The sequence below is a fragment of the Streptosporangium amethystogenes genome (assembly GCF_000721075.1).
Lineage (GTDB): Bacteria > Actinomycetota > Actinomycetes > Streptosporangiales > Streptosporangiaceae > Streptosporangium > Streptosporangium amethystogenes.
The window spans coordinates 46,487-68,786 of the sequence record NZ_JOEQ01000028.1; the positions used below are offsets into that span (position 1 = coordinate 46,487).

At 69.8% G+C, this 22,300-nt stretch carries 24 protein-coding genes and 3 pseudogenes; 12 read left to right on the top strand and 15 right to left on the bottom strand.

Features of this window, described 5'->3' with window-relative positions:
• Positions 1-158: 158 nt before the first annotated feature.
• The 4 genes from IG98_RS0131760 to IG98_RS0131780 form a co-directional block, all read right to left on the bottom strand.
• Positions 159-902, bottom strand: a complete 744-nt coding sequence (locus tag IG98_RS0131760) for an MBL fold metallo-hydrolase (protein WP_030920592.1) — start codon at positions 900-902, stop codon at positions 159-161.
• A 330-nt stretch (positions 903-1,232) separates the two neighbouring features.
• Positions 1,233-1,559, bottom strand: a complete 327-nt coding sequence (locus tag IG98_RS0131770) for a DUF1048 domain-containing protein (RefSeq protein ID WP_030920595.1) — start codon at positions 1,557-1,559, stop codon at positions 1,233-1,235.
• A gap of 1 nt (position 1,560) precedes the next feature.
• Positions 1,561-1,917 (bottom strand): DUF1048 domain-containing protein, encoded by a 357-nt coding sequence (locus IG98_RS0131775; protein WP_030920599.1) that lies wholly within the window; start codon positions 1,915-1,917, stop codon positions 1,561-1,563.
• Complete coding sequence (locus IG98_RS0131780; protein ID WP_030920602.1) at positions 1,914-2,240, bottom strand: PadR family transcriptional regulator; 327 nt, start codon at positions 2,238-2,240, stop codon at positions 1,914-1,916. The genes IG98_RS0131775 and IG98_RS0131780 overlap by 4 nt, the downstream gene beginning before the upstream one ends.
• Before the next feature lie 67 nt (positions 2,241-2,307).
• On the opposite strand from IG98_RS0131780, the gene IG98_RS51030 reads away from it, so the two are divergent.
• Positions 2,308-2,469, top strand: a complete 162-nt coding sequence (locus tag IG98_RS51030; protein ID WP_157594624.1) for a hypothetical protein — start codon at positions 2,308-2,310, stop codon at positions 2,467-2,469.
• 71 nt (positions 2,470-2,540) lie between these two features.
• Here the strand turns inward: IG98_RS51030 and IG98_RS52745 are convergent, their stop codons facing one another.
• Both IG98_RS52745 and IG98_RS52750 read right to left on the bottom strand, forming a co-directional pair.
• On the bottom strand, positions 2,541-2,792 hold the full coding sequence (locus IG98_RS52745; protein ID WP_211264189.1) for a hypothetical protein: 252 nt from the start codon (positions 2,790-2,792) through the stop codon (positions 2,541-2,543).
• Positions 2,741-3,055, bottom strand: coding sequence for a hypothetical protein (locus tag IG98_RS52750; protein WP_051753228.1), 315 nt, complete (start codon positions 3,053-3,055; stop codon positions 2,741-2,743). Before IG98_RS52750 ends, IG98_RS52745 begins: the two co-directional genes overlap by 52 nt.
• Before the next feature lie 59 nt (positions 3,056-3,114).
• Here IG98_RS52750 and IG98_RS0131795 point away from each other — a divergent pair, with 59 nt between their 5' ends.
• Together IG98_RS0131795 and IG98_RS0131800 are read left to right on the top strand one after the other, a co-directional pair.
• Positions 3,115-4,113: an ArsR/SmtB family transcription factor gene (locus IG98_RS0131795; protein WP_030920605.1), complete on the top strand. Its 999-nt coding sequence runs from the start codon at positions 3,115-3,117 to the stop codon at positions 4,111-4,113.
• 140 nt (positions 4,114-4,253) lie between these two features.
• Positions 4,254-4,949 (top strand): hypothetical protein, encoded by a 696-nt coding sequence (locus IG98_RS0131800; RefSeq protein WP_030920608.1) that lies wholly within the window; start codon positions 4,254-4,256, stop codon positions 4,947-4,949.
• A 32-nt stretch (positions 4,950-4,981) separates the two neighbouring features.
• Here IG98_RS0131800 and IG98_RS0131805 read toward each other — a convergent pair whose 3' ends face one another.
• A complete protein-coding gene (locus tag IG98_RS0131805) occupies positions 4,982-5,167 on the bottom strand; it encodes a hypothetical protein (protein ID WP_030920611.1) in 186 nt (61 codons plus the stop codon).
• A gap of 189 nt (positions 5,168-5,356) precedes the next feature.
• Here IG98_RS0131805 and IG98_RS0131810 point away from each other — a divergent pair, with 189 nt between their 5' ends.
• The 3 genes from IG98_RS0131810 to rox all read left to right on the top strand — a co-directional run bounded on the left by IG98_RS0131810 (position 5,357) and on the right by rox (position 8,662).
• Positions 5,357-5,950, top strand: a complete 594-nt coding sequence (locus IG98_RS0131810) for a TetR/AcrR family transcriptional regulator (RefSeq protein ID WP_030920614.1) — start codon at positions 5,357-5,359, stop codon at positions 5,948-5,950.
• A complete protein-coding gene (locus tag IG98_RS0131815) occupies positions 5,947-6,789 on the top strand; it encodes an alpha/beta fold hydrolase (protein ID WP_030920617.1) in 843 nt (280 codons plus the stop codon). Before IG98_RS0131810 ends, IG98_RS0131815 begins: the two co-directional genes overlap by 4 nt.
• A gap of 448 nt (positions 6,790-7,237) precedes the next feature.
• Positions 7,238-8,662, top strand: a complete 1,425-nt coding sequence (rox, locus tag IG98_RS0131820) for a rifampin monooxygenase (protein WP_211264199.1) — start codon at positions 7,238-7,240, stop codon at positions 8,660-8,662.
• Positions 8,663-8,773: 111 nt separating this feature from the next.
• Here rox and IG98_RS49270 read toward each other — a convergent pair.
• Positions 8,774-9,723 (bottom strand): annotated as a pseudogene (locus tag IG98_RS49270) (IS5 family transposase); the annotation flags it as partial.
• Between the two features lie 227 nt (positions 9,724-9,950).
• On the opposite strand from IG98_RS49270, the gene IG98_RS0131835 reads away from it, so the two are divergent.
• On the top strand, positions 9,951-10,292 hold the full coding sequence (locus IG98_RS0131835) for a hypothetical protein (RefSeq protein WP_051753229.1): 342 nt from the start codon (positions 9,951-9,953) through the stop codon (positions 10,290-10,292).
• A gap of 18 nt (positions 10,293-10,310) precedes the next feature.
• Here IG98_RS0131835 and IG98_RS0131840 read toward each other — a convergent pair whose 3' ends face one another.
• Positions 10,311-10,790: a DMT family transporter gene (locus IG98_RS0131840; protein WP_211264191.1), complete on the bottom strand. Its 480-nt coding sequence runs from the start codon at positions 10,788-10,790 to the stop codon at positions 10,311-10,313.
• Between IG98_RS0131840 and IG98_RS52755 the strand changes: the two genes are divergently transcribed.
• Positions 10,777-10,935, top strand: a complete 159-nt coding sequence (locus IG98_RS52755) for a cupin domain-containing protein (RefSeq protein ID WP_211264192.1) — start codon at positions 10,777-10,779, stop codon at positions 10,933-10,935. The two genes, IG98_RS0131840 and IG98_RS52755, sit on opposite strands and share 14 nt — an antisense overlap.
• A 124-nt stretch (positions 10,936-11,059) precedes the next feature.
• Here the strand turns inward: IG98_RS52755 and IG98_RS0131850 are convergent, their stop codons facing one another.
• Complete coding sequence (locus IG98_RS0131850; RefSeq protein ID WP_030920631.1) at positions 11,060-11,746, bottom strand: alpha/beta fold hydrolase; 687 nt, start codon at positions 11,744-11,746, stop codon at positions 11,060-11,062.
• 118 nt (positions 11,747-11,864) lie between these two features.
• Here IG98_RS0131850 and IG98_RS54940 point away from each other — a divergent pair.
• A pseudogene (locus tag IG98_RS54940) lies at positions 11,865-12,026 on the top strand (hypothetical protein); the annotation flags it as partial.
• A gap of 26 nt (positions 12,027-12,052) precedes the next feature.
• Here IG98_RS54940 and IG98_RS52760 read toward each other — a convergent pair.
• Positions 12,053-12,256 (bottom strand): hypothetical protein, encoded by a 204-nt coding sequence (locus IG98_RS52760; RefSeq protein WP_030920635.1) that lies wholly within the window; start codon positions 12,254-12,256, stop codon positions 12,053-12,055.
• 168 nt (positions 12,257-12,424) lie between these two features.
• Entirely contained in the window at positions 12,425-13,570 is a 1,146-nt protein-coding gene (locus IG98_RS0131860) for a serine hydrolase domain-containing protein (RefSeq protein ID WP_037971755.1), read from the bottom strand.
• A 138-nt stretch (positions 13,571-13,708) separates the two neighbouring features.
• Here IG98_RS0131860 and IG98_RS0131865 point away from each other — a divergent pair, with 138 nt between their 5' ends.
• Complete coding sequence (locus tag IG98_RS0131865) at positions 13,709-16,855, top strand: AfsR/SARP family transcriptional regulator (RefSeq protein WP_030920650.1); 3,147 nt, start codon at positions 13,709-13,711, stop codon at positions 16,853-16,855.
• 209 nt (positions 16,856-17,064) lie between these two features.
• On the opposite strand, the pseudogene IG98_RS0131870 reads toward IG98_RS0131865, so the two are convergent.
• The 3 genes and pseudogenes from IG98_RS0131870 to IG98_RS0131880 all read right to left on the bottom strand — a co-directional run.
• Positions 17,065-17,826: pseudogene (locus tag IG98_RS0131870) on the bottom strand (IS701 family transposase); the annotation flags it as partial.
• Positions 17,827-17,950: 124 nt separating this feature from the next.
• Positions 17,951-18,391 (bottom strand): iron chaperone, encoded by a 441-nt coding sequence (locus tag IG98_RS0131875; protein ID WP_030920656.1) that lies wholly within the window; start codon positions 18,389-18,391, stop codon positions 17,951-17,953.
• Between the two features lie 199 nt (positions 18,392-18,590).
• Entirely contained in the window at positions 18,591-18,947 is a 357-nt protein-coding gene (locus tag IG98_RS0131880) for a VOC family protein (RefSeq protein ID WP_030920659.1), read from the bottom strand.
• A 177-nt stretch (positions 18,948-19,124) separates the two neighbouring features.
• On the opposite strand from IG98_RS0131880, the gene IG98_RS0131885 reads away from it, so the two are divergent.
• Both IG98_RS0131885 and IG98_RS0131890 read left to right on the top strand, forming a co-directional pair.
• A complete protein-coding gene (locus IG98_RS0131885) occupies positions 19,125-21,938 on the top strand; it encodes an ATP-binding protein (protein ID WP_245651802.1) in 2,814 nt (937 codons plus the stop codon).
• A 51-nt stretch (positions 21,939-21,989) separates the two neighbouring features.
• Positions 21,990-22,211, top strand: a complete 222-nt coding sequence (locus IG98_RS0131890; protein WP_245651803.1) for a hypothetical protein — start codon at positions 21,990-21,992, stop codon at positions 22,209-22,211.
• Positions 22,212-22,300: the final 89 nt, after the last annotated feature.

The window sequence follows — 22,300 nt, forward strand, 5'->3', positions numbered from 1 at the left end:
CCTCGGCGAGCGCCCGGCACAGCGAGGCGACCAAGGGGGACTTGCCCGCGTTCTTCCCGATCTTGATCGTGAGCTCCTTGGCGATCTCGGGGACGAGGACCCCTGAGATTGACCGGCACGGTCATCGGCCGGCCGGCATGCGCCGGGGGAAGCCTTGCTCAGGAAAGATCGATGGTGAGACCGGAAGTGGCGATGCCGGTCTCGCCGTCGTATTCGGCCTCAGCGGCGGCTTGCGCGGCTGTGGCGTCTGTGCCTGGCTGCAGGTGAGTCAGTAACAGGTGCCGGGCGCCGGCCTCCTTGGCCTGCCGGCCTACCTGGCGGGCGCTCGACAGGTGGCGCCGCGAATCCTCCGGGACCCGGTCCGCATAGGTGGCCTCGGCCAGAAGCAGATCAGCGCCGCGCGCCAGGTCCACCACATCGGGGCTCGGGCAGGTGTCACCGGTGTATGCGAGCACCCGCTCGCCCGCTGTCAGCCGTATGCCGGCATTGGGCACCGAGTGCGGCAGCAGACGGGTCCGCGCGTGGAACGGGCCGATGTCGAGCGAGCCGCCGGCGGTGAACTCGTGCAGGACATAGGCGTCGGTCAGCATCCCCGGGCGGTCCAGCGCGAGTACCGCATCCAGGGCGCCGGGCAGCGAGTACACCGGCAACGGCGCCGGCGGGTCATCACGCAATGTCCGCGCCCGCAACAGCGGGTTCAGGTCGGCACAGTGATCGGGATGTCCGTGACTGATGAACACCGCGTCGACCTGATCGGCGGTGATCCGTTCCAGCAGCCGCGGCACCGTCGCATATCCAGGGTCGACGAGTAGCCTGAACCCGTCGTGCTCCACGAGATAACCACTGCAGGCCTGGCCCGCCCCCGGCCACGCGCCGCATCCGCCAAGAATTGTCAGCAGCATCCATGAACTCTAACGGCCGGCCCACCAACCATGGCGCGCCCGTATGAGCTGTGCGCGTCAGTTCGGCGGATGAGGAGTTAGAGTTCGGAGTCAAGATGACCGACCGAGCGGTCGAGGACGTCGTCTATCCCGCGCGGTGCCTGGCGGCTACAAGGCTCCGGTGACGCTGCTGCACGAGTAAAGGCCAAGGGATCTTCGTACCGGCAGCACAAGCGGCGCGTGTTCAAGGCCTCCTACACCACCCACTCATCGAGGCGCTGGAGTTCGGGTCGGCCGGCACCGTGCATGCGCCGGCACTGATCAAGCGGTGTAAGGCCGGGTCGACGGGTGTTACTTCTCGGCCGTGCCGGGTTCCCCTCCGATGGACTCCTGATAGATGTCCGCGTAGGTGCGCGAGTCCTTGACCAGGTCGTCGCAGAAGGCGGCGACGTCGTTGCCGATGAGTTCCAGGACTCTCTTGCCGGCCGCGACGCCCTCCTCGAAGAAATCGACGATCCCTGAGAGCAGGGACCCGTCAAGCAAGTCGATCGGTCCAACCTTGAAGAAGTACCTCTGAATCTCCTTGTAGACGATCTGGTAGTCCGACGGGAGCGCCTTGACCCGCGCCATGTGCGCCCGCCACTGCTTCTTGCCCTCGATGATGTCGTGGATGCCCACGTCAGCCTCCTAGCTGGCCCAATTTCCTTGCGACGTTCCTGTTCAACTGCTCGCGCCACCGGCCGCGAAAGCTCCGAGCCCCTTCTCCGCCGGCCAGCGCCGCGCAGAAGCCCTCGATGTCGTCGCCCAGCACCTCGTGAATGCTCCGCCCATCGGCCGCTGTCTCTTCGAGCAGTCCTAGAGCGCTGTCGAAAATCGGCATCAGGTTTCGACCTGTGAAGTCCGAGTAGGGAGAAAGGTGACCCTTGATCTCTTCCCATGCCGCCCGGTAGTCGGCCGGCAATGCCTTGGCCCGAACTTCGAACGCCTTCCATTCCCTGGTGAGATCGCTGCCTGTCATGGTTTCCCAGAAGTTCATCTCCCGCCCTCCTTGAGCTTGTCGATCCGTGATGTGATGTACTCCCATTTCGCCCAGAACCTCGCGAGTTCTTTGCGCCCCGCGTCGTTGAGCGCATAGAACTTGCGCGGCGGGCCCAGCCCGGACGGTCGTTTCGTCACCTGGACGAGCCCGTTCTTCTCCAGCCGCAGCAGGATGGTGTAAACCGTCCCCTCGACGACGTCGGCGAAGCCGAGTTCGTTCAGCCGGCGTGTGATGGCATACCCGTAGGTCTCCTCGCTGCCGATGATTTCAAGCACGCAGCCCTCAAGCGTGCCCTTCAGCATCTCCGTCAGGTCGTCCATCGTGGGTCCTCTTCCGCCCTCCTGGTACTCGGTGCTACCGAGTACCACTACACGGTACCACGGAGTAGTGGAGCACCGTGCCCGGCAAGCGGCGAGCACAGACCACGGAAGCGATTCGAATGCCCAGCAACTCGCGGACGCCGCCGAACTCGGCCGCGGCTTCGCCATGGTGATGACCAAGCTGGCTGGCCCTGCGGACTACGGATTGCTGATCAGGCAGATGGGCTGACCGTCCTCTTTACGCGTGATGACGACGGTGGGCGTCTGCGCGACCGAACCCTCCTTCGACATCGGCCGCTGCTATACCCTCGGCGACGCGAGCACGCGCCAGAGACCCAGTACGGCCAGCAGGGACGCCGCGCCCGCCGCGCCGACGACCAGGCCGGGCGCTGACACCTCGCCCAACGCCCCGCCGCCGACCGCGCACAGCCCCTGCAACGTCATGGTCCCCGTCAGCGCCAGCCCGAAGGCCTGGCCTCGGTTCGCCTCCGGCACCGCCTTCAGGAAGCGCCGGGCCAGCCCCAGCTGGTACGCGACCCCGAACCCGGACACGGCGAGCAGCAGCGCCGCGGTGACCGGCCCGGGCGAGGCAGCAGCGTGCCGCCGAGGGCGTAGGGCAGGAAGCCGGCGGCGTAGGCCAGCGCGGCCAGCAGGGGCGAGCCGGTGCTGGCGTAGACGGTCACCGAGAGCGCGAGCATCTTCACCGTCTCGCCGCCGAGGAAGAGCGCGTAGCCGGTGAACAGCACGCGGAACTGGCGCACCGCGAACACCTCGCGGTAGGTGGCCCGCGCCGGTGCGGCCAGGAGTGTCGTCATGCGGGCCAGTCTCGGGGCGGTGCAGACGGAGGCGTTAAGCTTTCGTGTGGAGGCGAAAGATGCTTGCCATCGAAGTCGGGCCGGTCGACGTGGCGCACACCCGCTACGCGATCTCGCCGCTGGGTGAAGCAATGAACGCGCTGCGGGTCGTGGCGGGCAAGCAGCCGGCCGGGCCGCTGCGGCCCTGGGCGGAGCGCATCGCGCCGCGGTACGCGCGGCTGCTCTGCGAGACGCCCGCGGTCGGGGCGCTGACGACGCTGTTTCGCCGCGGCGACTACAACGCCGACTTCATCCATCCTCCGCCTTCGGGCCCCGGCGACGACTTCGCCGTCGAACTCGCCGCGGTGCGGGCGACCCCGCTGCACCAGGTTCGCGCGGAGATCGCCCGCAACCTGGTCGGGCTGCGTACGCCGCCGCGCCACGTCCAGCAGATCCTGGCCGCCCCGGACGTGCTCACCCGGCTTTCGGACGCGATCGAGGCGACCTGGCACGCGCTGGTCGAGCCCGACTGGCCGCGGCTGCGTACGGTGCTGGAGCGCGACCTGGTGCACCGCGCCGGGCACCTCGCCATGTACGGCTGGGCCGCGGCGCTGTCCGACCTGGATCCGCGGGTGGGCTGGCGCTCCGAGGGAGCCGACGGTGTGATCGAGGTGCGTACCGGCCCCCGGAACGAGTGGGAGTGGCACCGGCTGGGCGGCAAGGGACTGCTGCTGATGCCGACCGTCTTCGGCACCCTCATCAGCTACGTCGAGCCGCCCTGGCCGTACGCCCTGGTGTATCCGGCGCGTGGCGTCGCGAACCTGCTCGGGCCGCCGCCCCCGCAGGGCGGTGCGGTGGCACTGGCGCGGCTGGTCGGCCCGCACCGCGCGCAGGTGCTGCGGGCGCTCGCGGTGCCGGCGACGACCACGCAGTTGGTCCGCCAGCTGGGTCTCAGCCTGGGCGCAGTCGGCGGCCACCTGGCCGTGCTGCGCGAATCTGGCCTGGTCACGCGGACGCGGACCGGCCGATCCGTGCACTACGAGCGCACCCCTCTGGGCGGGACCCTGGCCGGCGACTGAGCGCGGCCACCGGTGGCGGGCTGGATCCCACCCGCCACCATGAGTGCTAATGCGAAACATAGCCGAGAGCGCGGGCGCCGGGCGGCTGCTCGCGCTGCGCGACGACGCTGCTCAACTGGAAGCGGCGCCGCGATCGGCCGGTGGGGGCCGGCGACGGCTATCCGCTGAAGGTCCCGGCGGCCGACGACGCGCCGCCGCAGGAGGTCGTCGACTGGATGGCCGACCTGGCCATGCTCTCGCAGGTGCCGTTCACCTACCTGATCCCCGACGAGGGCCTGCTGCCGCTGGAGTCGATCCGATTCGTCGACGTCGACCAGGAGTGGGTGCGGTGCCTGGTCGATGGGGCGTACAGCATCGGCCGGGTGACCGCCGCCGACGCCGCGCGCGACGCGGCCGGGGGACCTCTGGTGGCGCCCGCCCGGCTGACCGGCGCGCTGATCCGGTCGTCGATCATCAGCGCCTATCCCGGGCTGCTGATCGACGCCTACGGCGCCGACGGCAAGGCACTCGACGTGGCCCAGCGGGTCGCGCTGTCGCCGAACATCCTGCTGGTGCTGTTCACGGGCGTGCTGGCCCGGCTCGACCTGCACCAGAAGCCGGAACAGCAGCACTTCGCGGTCGAGTCGGCCGGGCCGGGGAAGGTCTCCCGGGTCCTTCGCGGGGCCACCGGCTCCGCCGACGCGGTGACGCTGGGCCCGACCGGGACCGTGCCGCTGGCCACGCTGGCCGCCAGGATGGCGAGCAAGCTCAACGTGACCAGCGGGTTCGGGTCGGCCGCGTTCGCCCGGCAGATGCTGGAGACCACCGAACGGGTGACCTTCACGACCCCTACCTGAGTGGTCGGCTCCGGAAATCGTTCGAGATTTGATCATGCTGCCAGACCGACGGAGGACTCTTCCTGGTGATCGGCGGTGTGCCGGTCGAGCCTGGCCAGCAGATCGTCCAGGTCAAAGGTGGTGAACTTCCACTGGAACGGCTGTGCCGTGGCGTTGTAGCGGACTTCGAACCCTCGGAGCAGGTCCCCGACCTGGCCCCCCGCTCGGGTCCGCGTCACCAGGGGAAGCTGAAGGCAGCCTGATCCGGGGATCAGCCGGTGAGGGTGTCGTAGCCGCTCTCGGCCAGGGCATCGAGCTGGAGCCGAGACGGCGAAGTCCTCCCGCCCCGCTTTGCCATCCTCGTGCTACAAAGTTTAACCTAGTGCTACTAGTTTTTTCCTAATGACTCTAGGGAAAGGGAGGTGCGCATGGCGCGGGCCGGATTGACGGCGGACCGGGTGACGCTCGCGGGCGCCGAACTGGCGGACGAGGTCGGGCTCGACCACGTGACCATGTCGGCGGTGGCGCGGCGGCTCGGGGTGAAGGACGCGAGCCTGTATGTGCACGTGCGCGGTCTGGAGGACCTGCGCGGGCGGATCGCGCTGTTGGCGGCGGACGAGAAGACCATCCGCATCGCCGAGGCCACCGCCGGGCGGGCGGGGAAGGACGCGCTGATGGCGTTCGCGAACGCCTGGCGGACCTACGCCCACGACCACCCCGGCCGCTACACCGCGACACAGATCCCAACGCAGATCGATCCCGAGCTCGCGGCCCGGGCTCCCGGGCCGCGGCGCGCGGTCGAGCTGACCTACAGCATGCTGCGCGCCTACGCACTGGCCGAGCCCGACCTGACCGACGCCGTTCGGCTCGTGCGCAGCACGCTCCACGGCTTCGTCAGCCTCGAGGCCGCCGACGGGTTCGCGCACGCGCGCCCGGCCGAGGATTCCTGGGCCCGCTGTCTCGACGCCCTGCACGCTCTCCTGGAGCACTGGCCCGCACCCCGTGAAGGAGACCCCTCATGACCGACCCGACCACCGGCCGCCTGCGCGTGGACGGTGCCACCCTGCACTACGAGGTGCGTGGAAGCGGTCCGCTCCTGCTGCTGATCCCCGGCGGCGCCGGAGACGCGGCTTCCTACAACGGCATCGCCGACGACCTGGCCGCCGACTACACGGTCGCCTCCTACGACCCACGCGGCCTGTCCCGCAGCCCGCTGGAGGACCCGCAGGCCACTCAGCAGGTCGTGCAGCATGCCGATGACGCGTTCCGGTTGCTGGAACTGCTGTCTCCGGATGCGCCCGCGTGTGTGGCCGGCTGCAGTTCAGGTGCGATCGTTGCGCTGCACCTGCTCACCGCCCATCCCGAGCGGATCGAACGCGTGGTGGCGCATGAGCCGCCGGCGGTGGAGGTGCTACCGGACGCCGCCGAGCACCGCGCGTTGCTCGCCCGCGTCCAGGACACGTTCTGCCGGGACGGCCTGATGCCCGCGGTGGCCGAGTTTGCGGCGGGCCTGCGGCGGCCGGGTGCCGAGGAGCCCGTCGCCGCCGAGGCGGCCATCGAGCTGCCGCCGCAGGCGGCGGCACGAGCTGAGCGGACAAGGGCGAACATGCCCTACTTCCTCGGGCATATCGTGCCGAGCTTCATGGCTTATGTCCCGAACGTGGATCGCCTGGCGGCCCTGTCGGACCGGCTCGTGCTCGCGGGTGGGGCGGACTCGCGCGGTGAACTGCCCTACCGTCCCGCGGCCCTCCTCGCCGAGCGGTTCGGCACGGAGCTCATCCACTTCCCCGGCGGGCACACAGGCCTCAGCACGCACCCCGCCGAGTTCGCCGAACTGCTCCGCAAGGTGCTGAGCGCCTAAAGACGATGAAGACGACGACCAGGTACCCCGTGCCACTCAAACTTCGATGGCGCGAGGTACCTGGTGGCCAGGGTTCGGCGGCACAGGCGTTCGGTGCACCGCCACATCGCACGGGCCCGTTCGCGGTCGTGATCACATGGCTGGGAAAGAATTGGACGGGGTGATGCTCGGGCTTGTAGCTTGTAGCCGACCGTGACACCGCCCGAGGAGGTGAGACCCATGAACGCTGTATCGATGTGGGTGCTCCCCTTCCCGTCACGGCCGGGCGATTGACGTAGGTGTCGCCGGGAGCGCCTCGCCAACAAGGCACTCCCGAAAGGCAACACCTATGCACTCTCAGCGGTTCACCGCCGAGCCATCGTCGAACGGTACGGTCGAGCGCGACTCCACCGTGGGCGACGTCCCCGAACTCTGGTCGCCGGCCTCCGGCGCCGATCGCGCGCCCCTCATCTTCGATGTGATCATTGCCGGATGCGGGCCGACCGGTGCGATGCTGGCCGCCGAACTGCGGTTGCACGATGTGCGGGTACTCGTTCTGGAGAAGGAAACCGAGCCCGCGTCGTTCGTCCGCATAGTCAGTCTGCATATTCGCAGTCTCGAGTTGATGGCGATGCGCGGACTGCTGAATCGCACTCTCCAGCATGGAAGACAGCGCCCGGCCGGCGGTTTCTTCGCAGCCATCCCCAAACCCGCACCCAAGAGCCTGGATTCCGCGTACGCCTATCTGCTGGGTATCCCGCAGCCGGTCATCGAACATCTGCTCAGAGAACATGCGATCGAACTGGGTGCGCAGGTCCGGCGCGGTTGCGCGGTCGCCGGTTTCGAGCAGGATGACGAGGGGGTGACCGTCGAGCTGGCCGACGGGGAACAGCTGCGTTCGCGCTACCTCGTCGGCTGTGACGGCGGGCGCAGTACGGTGCGTAAACTGCTCGGTGTCGGCTTCCCCGGCGAGCCCTCACGGACCGAGACGCTGATGGGCGAGATGGAAGTAGGCGTGCCGCAGGAGGAGATCGCCGCCAAGGTGACCGAGATCCGCGAGACCCATCAGCGATTCTGGCTCCGACCCTTCGGCGAAGGGGTCTACAGCGTCGTAGTTCCCGCCGCGGGAGTCAGCGACCGCGCGGAACCGCCCACCCTTGAGGATTTCAAACAACAGTTGCGCACCACCGCCGGAACCGATTTCGGCGTGCACTCCCCGCGCTGGATGTCCCGCTTCGGGGATGCCACCCGGCTGGCCGAACGCTATCGGGTCGGGCGGGTGCTGCTGGCCGGCGATGCGGCACACATCCATCCACCCATCGGCGGGCAGGGCCTCAACCTGGGCGTTCAGGACGCGTTCAACCTCGGCTGGAAACTGGCCGCACAGATCCGCGGCTGGGCGCCGGAAACACTGCTGGACACCTACCAGGCCGAACGTCATCCGGTCGCCGAGGACGTGCTGGACAACACCCGCGCCCAGATGGAACTGCTGTCCACCGAACCGGGCCCGCAGGCCGTGCGCAGGCTGCTCACCGAACTGATGGACTTCGACGAGGTGAACCGCTATCTGATCGAGAAGATCACCGCGATCGGTATCCGCTACGACTTCGGCGAGGGCCCCGGCCTGCTCGGCCGCCGCCTGCGCGACATCGACCTGGAACGGGGCCACCTCTACGGTCTGCTGCATCGCGGCCGCGGCCTGCTGCTGGACCGCACCGAACGCCTGACCGTCGGGGGCTGGTCGGACCGGGTCGATTACCTCGCGGATCCCACTGCGGAACTGGATGTCCCGTGCGTCCTGTTACGCCCCGACGGTCACGTCGCCTGGATCGGCGACGATCAGCAGGACCTGGACGACCACCTCTCCCGCTGGTTCGGCATGCCCGCCAACTGATTTCGCCTGAACAGCGGTCATCCGTATATACGGCCCTGAACTCCGAGGGGCGAAGTAGCCATTGACCCGGTCGTTTAGCTGAGGGTTTCCAGCTCGGCGGCCGGGTTCATCACGAAGGTGAAGGCCGGCGAGGTGGCTCTCGGGTGACTTGTCATAGCGGGTGGCGATGCCCCGCCAGGCCTTCAGCTTGTTGATCAGGCGCTCGACGGTGTTGCGCTCCCGGTAGAGGCCTGCGCCGTGTGAGACGGGCCGTCCTCCCCGGCTGCCCTTGTTCTTGCGGTTGGCCGCCTGATCCCTCTTCTCCGGGATGACCGCCTTGATGTGTCGTTTGCGCGGGTAGGAGCGGTTGGCGCGGGAGGAGTGGGCCTTGTCGGCGGCGACCGCCGCGGGCCGGGTGCGGGGGCGGCCGACGGGCAGGCGGATGCGTACTTTCTTGAGCACGCCGACGAACCGGGGGCCGTCGGCCGTCTGTCCGGCGGTCAGGACGAACGCCAAAGGGCGGCACCCGCGGTCGGCGGCCAGATGGATTTTGCTGGCCGGCCCGCCTCTGGAGCGCCCCAGCAGGGCCTGCTTCAGGCGGAGCTCGCGCCGTCGCCGCAGGCGCCGTCGCTCGTCTCGTTCAGGATCGTCCTGCCCGGCCTGTTCGTGCGCGCCGCCCCTTTTTGACGGGCCCGCTCCTGCTCGGCGGCGGCCCTGTCGATAGCGTCCAGGACCTCGGCGTCGATACGCGTCCCGGCCGCGTCGTGATGGGCGCGGGCGGTGGTGGAGTCAACGCTGACCGGCGACACATCCGTCTTGTTCTGGCGGGCCGCCCGGGCGATCGGTCCTTCGAGCAGGGCGGTGAGGACCCCGGCGTCCCGCCAGCCGCGGAAGCGCCGGTAGACGGTCGGCCACGCCCCGAACCGCTCGGGCATCTCCCGCCACTGGGCACCGGTGCGAAACCGCCAGATCATCCCCTCGAACCGCTCGCGCAGCCGCTCTGGGTAAGGGCCGAAAGCGCCGATCGGCAGGTAGGGGGCGATGAACTTCCACTGCTCGTCGGTGAGCTGCCTGCGCGTCATGTCCGGCGTTCTACCGGGCCCGGCCCCGACACGGGAACGGAACCCAGAGGCTGATCACAACATCACACAGGCCCTAGGGCTCCGTTCCTCATGGCAAGTAGACGAACGTGCGGCGCAGGGCTCGGGGCTGCGGGGGCGGTCGTGCCCAGATCCAGAGATGGGCGTGGGCGTTGAGCTGGGCGGTAGCGAGGGTGACCGCGTGAGCGATCTCGGTGGCGCCTGCGGGGGTGTTCGCCTTCGTGGCCTCCGGCGTGCTGGGCGCGGCACAGGCCGTCACGCCGACCCCTGGCGAGGTCATCCAGCTGACCCAGTGGGCGGTCGCCCTGTTGTGGCCGAGGCTCGCCCGGCCGGTCCTGGCCGGTGTCGGGGGCCGGACCGGGACGTTGGACGTTTACGGGCTGCTGCTCGCCCCGGCTCCGCTGATCGTCGCGCTCTGCGCCGGCGGCTACGGCCTGCTCACCGGCGATGCCCGGTTCAGTGGGCCGGAGACGCTGAGCAGGCCGTTCGCGCTGATCGTGGTCGCGCGGCTGATCGGCTGGCGCTGCCTGCTGACCTACCTCAAACGCTGATGACGCTGATTTCCGCACTCAGCTTCCCCGAAGGCCTCGCCGCGGGCGTGGCGTGAGTTCGCTGACGAGCACGCCGACGACGATCAGCAGAGCTCCGGCGATCGCGAGTCCGGGAAGCCGGTCACCGGCGAGACGGCCGACCACACCGCCCCATACCGGCTCGCCGGCATAGATCACCGTCGCCCTGGTGGGTGACACGGAGCGCTGTGCCCAGTTCATGGTCAACTGGATCAGACAGCTCGCGGCCCCGAGCCCGATCGCGGCGACGAGCCAGATCCACGAGAACGACGGAACGCTCTCGCCGGCGATGGGCATCGTCATCAGCGACAGGCTGCCGGCGACGAGCAACTGCACGACCGTGACGCGGCCCAGGTCGACCGTGCCGGCGAACAGGCCGATGAGGAGGATCTCCGCTGCGATCGCCACTGCGCTGACCAGCGTTACCACCTCACCGAAGCTCAGCGTCAGCCCCGTGGAGGCAGAGATGGTCGTTGTCACCCAGGGCACGCTGTGCATCGAGCGCGAGCAAGGCCCGACCATACTGCGCTCCGGTGACCACGCCATCTACTCCAGCGCCCAGACCTACGCATACATCAACGTGCACGACGGCCTCACCCGATTCATCTGCACCGTCTTGTCCTGACACCTCACGGGGTCCCGGCGGTATCGGCGAGATTTTCAACGGATATGCAGGTCGGAGCTTCCTTAAGGATCTGCGGCCCGGGTCAGGTCCCGCATCCGCGGGGTCAGCAAGGCCGGCAACTGCGTCAAGCCTCGGGGGCTGCCGCGGCCAGAAGCCGGGCGAGCTCGGCCGGCTTGGTGATCATGGGCCAGTGGCCCGAGTCGATGTCCACAAGGTCAAGGTGTTTGGCCTTGGCCAGCTCGGGCACGTCCCCCGCGGCGATCCACTCCTGAGCCTGGGCGGGGGTGAACTCGGGGCACACGACGAGGACGGGGACGTCGAACCGTCGCACGTCCGTCAGGTGCACCACGCTCTTCGTCACCCCCGCGGGGACGGGGATCGCCGCGGACGTGAAGTCCCGCCTGGCCTCCTCGCCGAGGTCGGCGGAGTCCGGCCCCTCGAACGGACCCCAGCCCGGGAAGGGCATGACGCCGTCCTTCAGCTCGAAAAAGTCGGCGTAGGGCTGCCCGTCGGCGGACGGGAAGCCGCCGATGAGCGCGACCTTGGCGACCCGCTCCGGGCGCGCGTCGGCGGCCAGCCAGGCCAGGGTGCAGGCGGCGGAATGTCCCACCACCATGGGCTTTCCTGATGCCGAGTCTACGGCGGCGAGCACGGCTGCCGCCTGGTCGTCGAGAGTGGCGGAGGCGGATCCGTCGCCCTGCCCGGGCAGGGTGATCGGTACGGGGCGGTGGCCGAGCGCCTCGAGCGTGGGCACGACGTCGTCCCATGCGGATCCGTCGAGCCACAGGCTGGCGATGAGCAGGATATCCATGATCAGTTCTCTTTCTTCAGCGCGGTTCCGGCGAGGTCGTGCCCGCGGAACTCGGTCAGGACGTCAGGCTAGGACCGATTCCGGACGTTCTACTTCCTATTCACCCCGTGACCTCCTAATGTGCTCGTGTGCCGACCGATCTCAGCCCCACCGCACGGGCTCTGCGCGCCATGGAGATCCTTCGGACCCGCCCCGGCGTGACGGCCGGCGAGCTCCCGCCTGTCTGGGCGTCACGGAGCGCGCCGCGCGCCGGTACGTCGGGATCCTCCGCGAGGCGGGCATCCCCGTCGAGTCGGCCCGCGGCCCCTACGGCGGGTACCGGCTCGGACGCGGGACGAAGCTGCCTCGGTCGCCTTCACCGAGCCCGAGGCGCTTGGCCTGGTCATGGTGGTGCTCGACGGCCAGCCGACGGCCGCCGACGTCGGCGACCTCGTCGGCGCCGCCCTGGGCAAGGTCATCCGGGCCCTGCCTGAGAACGTCGGACGGCAGGCGGCGGCGCTGCGCGAGCATGCGTCGGCGGCGCCCGACCGGTTCGCGGCCCGTCCGGATCCCGCCATCACCAGCGCGCTCGTGGCCGCCATCGCGGACCGGCGGCGCGTGGTGGTCTCCTACCGGAGCGAGTCCGGCAACGAGTGGGAGGCCGAAGTGGACATCGCGAGCCGGTGGCGGGCAGCGTGCTTACGCACCGACGGAGACGCCGAACTCCGCTTCGATGACCTTGAACATGAGGTCCCAGGTCTTCCATTCGGTGTTGGTGTGGACGGCGATGGTGTGCCGGCCGTCGGGGGTACCCACCGCGCAGGTGTAGGACCCCCAGAGGCTGCCACCCACACCGCGCAGCGTCCGGCCACCCGTGGCGTCCTTGTCGAACTCGAACAGGCCGAGGCCATATCGGGCGTGCGGCATCCAGTGACCGCCCTCGACTGAGACCGTGGTCCACATCTGCCGGTGCTGGGCCGGCGGCAGCAGACTGCCGCTCGCCAGCGCGTTGACGAACCGGATCATGTCGCCGGTGGTGGAGACGACATTGCCGGCCGACCAGCCGAGCGAGGTGTTGAACTCGGTGACGTCGAGGGGTTCGAGTCCGGGCTCCTCGATCAGAGATTCCCAGTTCTCCGGGGTGACGGCTGCCGGGTCGGTGCCGTCCTTGAAGAAGAGGTTCGAATACCCTCGCGGGTGCGGATCGGGGTATCCCGTGTCCGTGGAGGGGCGCACGCGGGTGTCGGTCAGGCCGAGCGGTTGAACGACCCTGAGCTCGACCTCCTCGGCGTAGCTGTTGCCGGTGACCTTCTCGATGATCGCCCCGGCGAGGTAGAAGCCGCCGTTGGCGTACTCGAAGCGTTCGCCGGGCGCACCGACCGGCGGCTGGGACACCGCCACCCTCAACAGCTCTTCGGTGCTGAATTCGTCGAAACGATGCTCGGCGAACCCGGAACGGGTGGCGTAGCGGTGGCTGATCTCCGGCGCCAGGCCGGTCACGAACAGACCACTGGTGTTGCTGAGCAGGTGCCTGATGGTGATCTTGTTGCCGTCGTAGCCGTTGACGTTCAGCACGCCCGGCAGCCACTTGTCCACCGGGTCGTCGATGCTCAGCCTGCCCTCGGCCTCCAGGGACAGGACCACTGCGGCGGTGAAGGCCTTGCCGCTGCTGCCGGTGTGCAGGTATTCGCCCGGCTGGCGCAGGGCACCGGTCGTGAGGTCGGCGACGCCGGCGGTGCCGAACCAGGTCCGGTCCCCGTCCTTGATGTCGGCGACGATGCCGGGGATGCCGGCCTCGGCCACCGCCCAGTCGAGCACCTGCTGCACTTTTTCGTGCGCTGCCATTGCACTGCCTTTCTGACGTTTCTTCCGTACGTCCTCCACGGTGTCCACCGGCGCTTACATGCCTCTTAGAACGCTCTTTCAGCCGGCATGGCGCCACTTTCAGCGGCATGTGCGTCTTCGCGCTCATAGCCTTTGTGCATGCGTATTGAGGTGTTGGGACCGGTCCGGGCCTATGCCGACGATGGTGCGCCGATCGATGTCGGCGGGACGAGGGTTCGTGCGCTGCTGGCCCGGCTGGCACTGGCCGAGGGCGAGCTGGTGTCGGTCGATGCACTCGTTGACGGCCTGTGGGGGGAGCGTCCGCGCGGGGGCACCGTCAATGCGCTGCATGGGCTGGTGCATCGGCTGCGCAAGGCGCTGGGCGGGGCCGGGGTCGTGGAGAGGGCGGCCGGCGGATACCGCCTGCACATCCGCGCCGAGGGCGTCGACGCCTATCGGTTCGAGGAGAAGGCGAGGCGGGGCGGTCGCGAACTGGCCGCAGGCACCGCGCAGCGAGCGGACGCGCTGCTGGACGAGGCGCTGGCGCTGTGGCGGGGAGACGCGCTGGCCGACGTGCGCGATGCCCCCTTCGCCGGTACGGCCGGCGCGCGCCTGGAGGAGCTGCGCGTCGCGGCCATTGAAGACCGGTTCGAGGCGGAGCTGAGACTGGGCCGCCACGACGCGATCCTGGCCGATATGGCGGCGGTGGCCGCCGGCCACCCGTTGCGCGAACGGCTGGCCGGATTGCGCATGCGAGCCTTGCACGCGGCAGGCCGCCAGTCCGATGCGCTGGCCGTGTTCGAACAGGTCCGCGGCACGCTCGCCGAGGAACTGGGCGTCGACCCGTCCGAGGAACTGCGCAGAACACATCTGGCCGTGTTGCGGGGAGAGCTGGAGATCCCCGAGGCGGAACAGGTTCGGCCGGAGGCGGTGCCGGGACGCCTGCCGGCCCAGTTGACCAGTTTCGTCGGCCGGGCGGAGGAGCTGAGACTGCTCGCCGGGTTGCTGGAGACCTCGCGGCTGATCACCGTCGCAGGACCCGGGGGAGTAGGCAAGACCCGCCTGGCCGTGGAGGCGGTGAGCCGACATCGGGCCCATCGGCGCGGCCGGGTCTGGCTCGTTCCCCTGGCCGGGGTGACCACGGCGGACGGGCTGCCCGGCGCGGTGCTGGGCACGCTCAGCGTCGCCGATGCCCGGCCGTCCGGTACACCGCTGGAGCGGGTGGTCAATCTGCTCGCCGGTGGTGAAGGCGTGCTGGTTCTCGACAACTGCGAACAGATCTCCGGACCCGTCGCGGAGTTCGCCGGGCAGCTGCTGGAGCGCCAGCCGTACTTGACCATCCTGGCCACGAGCCGGGAACCGCTGGAAGTCATGGGTGAGACGCTGTGCCGTCTGGGCCCGCTCGAACTGCCGCCCGCGCACGCGGATTCCGCTCGGGCCGGCGAGTCGGCCGCGGTGCAGCTGTTCCTCGATCGCGCGGCAGCCGTACAGCCCGGCTTCACGCTGGACGCGTCAACCGCGGCCTCGGTCGCGGACATCGTGCGCCGGCTGGACGGGCTGCCGCTGGCCCTGGAGTTGGCAGCGGCGCGGCTGCGGACCATGAGCGCCGACCAGATCGCCCGGCGGCTGGATGACCGCTTCCGGCTGCTCAGCACAGGTAACCGGGCCGCCCAGCCGCGGCAGCAGACACTTCATGCGGTCATCGAATGGAGCTGGGACCTCCTCACCGATCAAGAACGGACGCTGGCCCGCCGAATTTCGATCTTTCTGGCGAGAACCGGGATCGCCGCGATCGAGGCGGTCTGTTCGGATGAGACGCTCCCCGCGGGCGAGGTCATCTATCTGCTGGACTCCCTGATCGACAAGTCCATCGTGGAGCGGGCCGGCGACGGCTACCGGATGCTGGAGACCATCCGAGCCCATTCGGCGGACAAGCTTCGCCTGGCGGGGGAAGCCGAGGCCGTCCTGCACAGGCTCGCGGGGCACTTCGCCGACCTGGCCGAGGAACACGAGCCGCTGCTGCGCTCGGACAAGCAGGTGGAGTCGCTGCGGCTGTTCCAGGCCGAGTACGACAACCTGATGTTCGCCCTGCAAACGGCCATCGACACCGGCGACGCCCATGCGGCGGCCCGCCTCCTCGGCCCGATGTACTGGTACTGGGTCATGCTCCGCTACGACGCTCGGGCCGATGCCTACGTCGCCAAGGTCGCCGAGTTCGGCGACGCGTTGCCCGCGGACGCCCGGGCCGCGTTCACCGCGATCCACCTGGTAGCCGGCGGGGGCGGGCCGATCACCGACCCCGAGCGGCTGCGCGCGCTCATCGACGACTGCGCGCACACGGGCGCGCTGCGGCGTTATCCGATGCTGCTGACGATAGCGCTGGTGATGGCGGCGCCACTCGGGCTGGACGAGCTGGCCGACCAGGAGATCGCCCGGGTGCGCAGCGGCTCGGACCGCTGGGCGATCGCCTGCACCTTCATGATCGAAGCCATGCGGTATCGCGAACGGGGCGACCGGGAAAGCTCCGCGACCGCGATGGCAGCGGCGCTGCACGCGTTCGAGGAGGTGGGCGATCGATGGTGGACGGCGAAGACGCTGTACGGCCTGGCGCAGATCCACTCCATCGGCGGCGAACACGACGAGGCGATCGCCGCCTACGAGCACAGCATCGCGATCGCCATCGGCCTCGGCTCGCAGGACGAGGTTTCAACCCGGCTCGGGCTCGCCACCGAACGCATGCGCGCCGGCGACCTGACCGGCGCCCGGCACGACATCGAAACCGCCGAACGAGCGGTCTGGGAGCGCGGTCAGCCCGTGCTGGAGATCGAGGTCCTGGGCAGCCTGGCCGAGCTGTACCGCCGCTCCGGCGAGATCGAACGGGCCGACCAGGAACTCGACCGGATGGAGACACTCGCCCGCCGGCTGCTCCTTACGGCGGAGACGGTCGAGAACCTACTGGTGCCCGCCAGGATGGCGAACCTCCTCACCGCCGGGGACGCCGCACCCGCACGCGAGCTGCTGCCCCGTACCGTGCAGGCGGCGCAGGCGCACATGGACACCCCTCGGGCCGCCCAGCTCCTGGCCCGGCTGCTGGTCCTGGAGGACGATCCGGTCGGCGCGGCCACCGCGCTCGGCCTGAGTCAGGCCATCCGCGGCACCTTCGACCACGGCGACATCGAACTGCGCTCCCTTGCGGAGGTGATCGCGGAACGGCTCGGCCGTACCGACTACGACACCGCCTACCAACGGGGCGCCGGCATGACACCGCACGAGGCCACCGACCGGCTGACAAAGCTGCGCGTATAAGGCCGCGGGCGGGCATCGTTGTGGGCCAGGCAATCACGATCTCCCATCCAGCCCGAAGAGATCGGAACCCCTAGTAGTACTTCGTTAGGTTGGTTCGGGTGGGTGGTGTTCTGGCCGTATTGCGGCGGGTAGGTCGAGGTGACAGGTAGGACACGCGCCGGTCCACGCGCGGATGAGGTCCTGGAGCGTGGCCAGGACCTGGTAGAAGGTCAGGCCGGCGCTGGGGCTTTTGGGTCCAGACGCCGAAGCGTCAGGAAGGCGTGAGCGGCGGTGACCAAGGTGGCGTGATGGTGCCAGCCTCGCCAGGTGCGGCCCTCGAAGTGGTCCAGGCCCAGACCGTGTTTCATCTCCCGGTAGTCGTGCTCGATGCGCCAGCGCATCTTGGCCAGGCGGACCAGGCGCCGCAGCGCCACCTCCTCGCCCAGGCTGCTCAGCCAGTACTCGGTGGGCGCCTGAGCGCCGGTTGGCCACTCGGTCAGCAACGTCACCGTGGGCAAGACCCCGTCCCAGCCGGTCGGCCCCGCTGCCTGCGATCTGGCGTGCCTGCGCGTCGCGACCCCGGCCGGGCGCACACTCTGGACCCGAAACCGGGAGCGCATCGGGCCTTTGGAGCCCGTTCGCCAGGTCACCCGCCGGTAGCTTGCACGCCCCGCCGCGGCGGCCAGGTCCCTCAGCGAGGACGCCTTGGCCCGATAGCGGGCGGCGGGCTTGCGGCCGTTGCCACTCCAGGTAGGCGTGGTGGGCACCGCATCGTGCGGGTGCGCGGACTCATCAGAGCGGACCGCGACGACGAAGTCCAGGCCACGCTCGGCCAGGCCGTGGCGGAAGGCGGTGATCTGGCCGTAGCCGGCGTCGGCGACGATCACCCGCGGAACAAGGCCCCAGCCGATCACCTCATCGATCAGATCCAACGCCAGAGGCCACTTCTCCGGTTGATCAGGCGGTGGAGGTTGAGAGCGGCCACTGCGTCGAAACCCCCGCGACCGGGGCACCGGGGGCCGGGCAGCCCGGCTTTCGCCTGGTCACCTCGTACCCCCGGAACTTCATGGTGCGGCCCGTTTCTGTCGGCTCCTGCCGTCTGGGACCGAGCGCGGGTCAGCTCACCGCGTGCTTCACGAGCGCGGCGATCTGTGCCTCAACCTTGGCCGTCACTTCGGTCAGGGCGAATCCGGCCGGCCACATCGTGCCCTCGTCCAGTTTCGCCTGGTCGCCGAACCCGAGCGTGGCGTAGCGCGCTTTGAACTTCTCCGCGCTCTGGAAGAAGCAGATGACCTTGCCGTCCAGTGTGTACGCGGGCATCCCGTACCAGAGCTTCGGCGCGAGGACCGGGGCGTTGGCCATGATGACGGCGTGGACGCGCTCAGCCATGATCCGGTCTGAATCCTGCATCTCGGCGATCTTGGCGAGCACGTCCCGCGCCGCCTCCGCCGCCTTGTCCGCGCGCGAGCTGCGGCGCGCTGCCGTCTTCCGCTCTTGGGCGTGGTCCTTCATCGCGGCCCGTTCCTCGGCCGTGAATCCCTCGTACGTGCTGCTCATGGCAGATTCCCCCTTAAGGATCTTGGTGTGCTCGATCTTGAGAAGGGCGCTTATGGCCCTCGACTCGGGGCGGCGCCAACCGCCTGTGGGCCTCGGCCCAGGTAGGGCGCCCGGCCAGGGCGCCAGACGAGCCGGCGGCCCTTCGCCGGGGATGAGCCGGTGCTCGGTGTCGCGGCGGTGCTGGGCGCGGGGCCGGCGTTCATCGGTCTTGAAGCAGTCCGAGGACGTTGCCGTCGGGGTCGGTGACGGTGGCCACAAGGCGGCCGCCACCGACGTCGTGCGCGGCCTCCTTCACGGTGGCCCCTGCGGCGGTCACCTCGGCCAGCTTCGCCTCGATGTCCGGTACGTGCCAGTAGGCCACCGGGGAGGTCATGCCCTGCGGTCCACCGCTGGGTACCAGTCCGATGTGCTGGCCCTCGGCCTCGAAGCCGACGTAGTAGGACGAGTCGCTCTGTGGCGCGACACCGAGCAGGGCCGCGTACACCGCCTTGGCCTTCGCCAGGTCGGACACGGGGTGCAGCACGGTCTTGATGCCCTGGGTGGAAGAGCCGGTCATGGTCACTCCTGTGGTCGTGGATCATATCGACCCGCTGTTCGCGTGTTCACAGCTTGGCTTCCGGCCCGGCCGGGTCACATCCGTGGTGACCACGGAACGTCCACGGATCGACGGCACGGATCACGCATGGCGGCCATCATGGATGGGGGTGCGAACGGGATACGCCAAGCTGGGACAGTGGTGACAGGAGTGGAGATCTCACCTCGGGAAGCCGAGGTGCTGGAACTGGTCGGGGCCCATCTCAGCAACGCCGAGATCGCGGCACGGCTGTTCATCTCGGTACGTACGGTGGAGAGCCACGTCTCCTCACTGCTGCGCAAGCTGAAGGTGCCGGATCGGCGGGCACTCGCCCGGCGGGCGCCCGAGCCGGCCGACGCCGGGCCGTCCCGCCCGGCATCGGTTCTGCCGGCCCCGCTGACCTCGTTCGTCGGCCGCGTTAGCGAGCGGGCCGAGCTGACCGGCATGCTCAAGGCACACCATCAGGTCACCGCGGTCGGTCCCGGCGGGGTGGGCAAGACCCGGCTCGCGCTGGCGGTGGCCGCGGAGACAGCCGGCGAGTACTCCGACGGGGTGTGGTTCGTCGATCTGGTCCCGGTCACCGATCCGGGCATGGTCGCGACCGCGGTCGCCGGGGCGCTCGGCCTCGGCGAGCAGCCCGGCCGCGACATGACCGGATCCGTGGTCGCCGCGCTGACCGACCGTCATGCGCTGCTGGTCCTGGACAACTGCGAGCACGTCGTGGACGGGGTGGCGCTGTTTCTTGAGCGGCTGCTGGCGACGTGCCCTCGGGTGACGGTGCTGGCGACCAGCCGGGCACGGCTGATGGTGCCGTTCGAACGGGTGTATCCGGTCCCACCGCTGTCGTTGGCCGTCGATGGTGAGTCGGACGCGGTCGCGTTGTTCATGGAGCGGGCGGCGGCGGTCGGCTGGCCGCTGGATCCTCCGCTACGCGACCAGATCGCCTCGATCTGTGAGCGGCTGGAGGGAATGGCGCTGGCGATCGAACTGGCCGCCGCCCGCTATCCCACACTCGGGCTGGACGGCATCACCGCCGCCCTGTCCCACCCGCTCCGGATGCTCACCGGCGGCTCCCGTGCCGATGAGCGGCACCGTTCGGTGCGGGCGGCGCTGGACTGGAGCCATGCCCTGCTGGAGCCGGCCGACCGGGCGCTGTTGCGGCGGGTGTCGGTGTTCGTGGCGCCGTTCACCGCCGCGGCGGCGGCGGAGGTGGCCGGGTCCGAGGAAGGCCTGGTCGCCGACGGGCTGGCCCGGCTCGCCGAGCAGAGCCTGCTGGTGGTGACGGTGTCCCCTGGCGGGACGGAGTACCGGGCGCTGGAGACCATCCGCCAGTACGCGACGGAGCGGCTCGCCGAGGCCGGTGAGCTGGTCGACGCTCGGTCCCGGCACCTTCGCTGGTGCCTGGCCAAGGCCGCCTGCCTGGCGGTGGTCCGGCAGGACTGGCGGGCCCGGTTCGACCTGGTGGCGGACGACCTCCGCGCGGCCCTGGCATGGGCGGCGGACCGGCCGGAGCAACGTACGGACGCGTACGATCTCGCCCGGCACCTGGCGGAGCTGACCTTCACCCGTAACCTGACCGGGGAGTCCCAGTGGCGCTATGAGCAGGCGGCCGCGCTCGCGAGCGATCCCGCCGCCACCGCGGCGATGCTCCGGCAGGCCGCGGCCGTGGCCGGCTGCCGGACGGTCGGTGATGACATGTACCGCCTCCGCCGCGCGGCCGCGGACGCCGCCCGCAGGTCCGGCGACACCGCGGGTGCCGCCGCCGACCTGGCGACCGCCGCCACTGACGCGTTCCGGTTCTCGGCCATGTTCCTGCGGCTCACCTCCCTGGAGGAGGCACAAGCGCTGATCATCGAGGCGCGGGAGCTGGCAGGCGACGATCCGGCCGCGCAGGCGGCGGTGGCGCTGGCCGAGGTCGCGGTGCTCGCCGACACGTTCGGCGCCGCCCAGGGCCCGCCCGGCAACACCGTGCCGGAGACGATCGCGCGCGCCGAGCGGGCGGTCGAGCTCGCCCGCCGGACCGGCGACCCGCTCGCGGAGTCGGCCGCGCTCGACGCGCTCACCTGCGCTCACAGCTGGGCCGGCGACACGTTCGCCACCGCGGCCCTGGCCCGGCGCCGGGTCACACTCCTGTCGTCCGTGCCCGTCTCGCCGGTCGGCACCCGGGAGTTGATCGACGCGCTCGGCATGGTCACCGAGGCCGGCCTCGGCGCGGGGGATGTGCCGGGTGCCCGCCGATGGGCACGGCAACTGGCCGACCATCCGTCGATGGCGGAGGTCGGGCACCAGGCCACGTGCCGGCTGCTGGTGGTCGGCGCGCTGGCGGGCGACGTCGACGAGGTGCTCACCGGCAGCGTCCGGTTCCTCGACGCGTGGCGGCGCGCGGGCAGCCCCGCCCGGTCGTACCTCGGCCCGGCGGCGGCCGGGGTGGCGATGATCCACGGCCTCCGCGACGACCAGGACACCCGGCGAGAATGGCAGGAGGTCCTGGATCAGCTAGGCACCCCACCGGAGCGTACGTACGGCTACGGAGCGATCTTCGACGCGATGCTCTTCCTGCACCACGGGCAGGCACCGGAGGCGCTGGAGCGGATGGCCCCCGAGCCCAGGCAGGTGTGGAAGTGGGTCACCTGGATCTGGCTCCACTGGTATGTCGCGCTGCGGGCCGAGGCCGCCGTGCTCGCAGGGAGCCCCGACGCTCGCGACAGCCTGGCCGAGGCCCGGAGCGTCGTGGCCGGCAACCCGGTCGCCGCTGCCATCGTGGAGCGGGCCGAAGCCCTGCTCGACGGCGACCAGAGGGCGCTGCTCGCCACGGCGCATGCGTTCGACGCCGCCGGCTCCCTCTATCAGTCCGCACGGACCATGGTGCTCGCCGGCGGCGACCACGCCGAGCGCGGCGCGGCCGTGCTCGCCGACCTCGGCCTCGCCCCGATGACCACTTCCCTGACACCGATGATGCCCTCGGAACGATAGCCGCCGAGATTGATCACGTTCGGCTGGCTCGCCGATACACTCCGTGTCCGGGTGTACGGTCCGGCCGGCGCCGCCTTCAGCGCCTGGGAGCTGGAGCTGCCGGGCATGCGCTACACGCTCACCCTCTCGCCCGAGCGCCGGCGCGGCTTCTCCGGTGAGGGCGCGGTGCTCGACGACCTGGCCACCGACGAGGCCGAGAACGACGCCGACGTGGTGGGCATGCTGCTCAACTTCGAGCCCGAGCTTGACGTTGTCGACACTCATGACAGTTGACCAGGCGATCTCCGTTGCCAGTCTGTGATCTCTGTGATCTCTGTGATCCGGGCATACTGCAATCTGATCATCACACAGGAGACGCCAAC